At 58.3% G+C, this 1579-nt stretch carries 1 protein-coding gene; it reads left to right on the top strand.

Annotation, left to right across the window (positions count from 1 at the left end):
- Positions 1–107: 107 nt before the first annotated feature.
- Positions 108–1579 (top strand): YgiQ family radical SAM protein (locus tag ACRESJ_RS32820; RefSeq protein ID WP_431761621.1); only part of this gene is annotated, 1472 nt, incomplete at its 3' end.

The following is a 1579-nucleotide window of genomic DNA, read 5'->3' as shown; positions in this document are numbered from 1 at the left end:
CGATTGGGGGTTTCACCAATTTCCGACCACAGCCGTCGGAATTGATCAAAATTTGTGCTATATTCCGCGCCCGCGAAATTCAATGAAAGCCAACACCGGTTATCGACATGCAAGCAGCCAAGCCGTTATTTGACTATCCAAAGTACTGGGCCGAATGTTTCGGGCCAGCGCCATTCCTGCCGATGAGCAGGGAGGAGATGGATCAGCTCGGATGGGATTCCTGCGACATCATCATCGTCACTGGTGATGCCTACGTCGACCACCCTTCGTTCGGCATGGCGATCATCGGCCGGCTGCTGGAGTCCCAGGGCTTCCGCGTCGGGATCATTGCCCAGCCAAACTGGCAGTCTAAAGACGACTTCATGAAGCTTGGTGAGCCGAACCTATTCTTCGGTGTCGCGGCCGGCAACATGGACTCGATGATCAACCGCTACACCGCGGACAAGAAAATCCGCTCCGACGACGCCTACACCCCAGGTGGCATGGCCGGCAAGCGTCCGGATCGTGCGAGCCTGGTCTACAGCCAGCGTTGCAAGGAAGCTTATAAGGATGTGCCGATCGTACTCGGCGGCATCGAGGCATCTCTGCGCCGCATCGCGCATTACGATTACTGGCAGGATCGGGTTCGCAACTCGATCCTGATCGACGCCTGCGCCGACATCCTGCTCTACGGCAACGCCGAGCGTGCAATCGTCGAAGTCGCCCAGCGTCTGTCCTACGGTCACAAGATCCAAGACATCACCGACGTGCGCGGCACGGCGTTCATTCGACGCGACACGCCGAAAGACTGGTACGAAGTCGACTCCACGCGCATCGATCGTCCGGGCAAGATCGACAAGATCATCAACCCGTACGTGAACACCCAGGACACCCAGGCCTGTGCCATTGAGCAGGAAAAGGGTCCGGTTGAAGATCCGCAAGAAGCCAAGGTCGTGCAGATTCTGGCCAGCCCGAAGATGACTCGCGACAAAACCGTGATTCGTCTGCCGTCTGTGGAAAAAGTCCGTAACGACCCTGTGCTCTATGCCCACGCCAACCGCGTGTTGCACCTGGAAACCAACCCGGGCAACGCCCGCGCGTTGGTGCAGAAGCACGGCGAAGTGGACGTCTGGTTCAACCCTCCGCCGATTCCGATGACCACCGAAGAAATGGACTACGTGTTCGGCATGCCTTATCAGCGCATTCCGCATCCGGCGTACGGCAAGGAAAAGATCCCGGCCTACGAAATGATCCGTTTCTCGGTGAACATCATGCGTGGCTGCTTCGGCGGCTGCACCTTCTGCTCGATCACCGAGCACGAAGGCCGGATCATCCAGAACCGCTCCCACGAATCGATTATCCGTGAGATCGAGGAAATTCGTGACAAGGTTCCCGGTTTTACCGGCGTGATCTCCGACCTGGGTGGTCCGACGGCGAATATGTACCGCATCGCCTGCAAGACCCCGGAAATCGAATCCGCGTGCCGCAAGCCGTCTTGCGTGTTCCCGGGCATCTGCCCGAACCTCAACACCGACCACTCGGCGCTGATCCAGTTGTACCGCAGCGCCCGTGAATTGCCGGGTGTGAAGAAGATCCTGAT

It is taken from the genome of Pseudomonas sp., from assembly GCF_050739655.1.
In the GTDB taxonomy this organism is placed as follows: Bacteria; Pseudomonadota; Gammaproteobacteria; order Pseudomonadales; family Pseudomonadaceae; genus Aquipseudomonas.
This window is presented reverse-complemented; position numbering and strand designations above follow the sequence as displayed.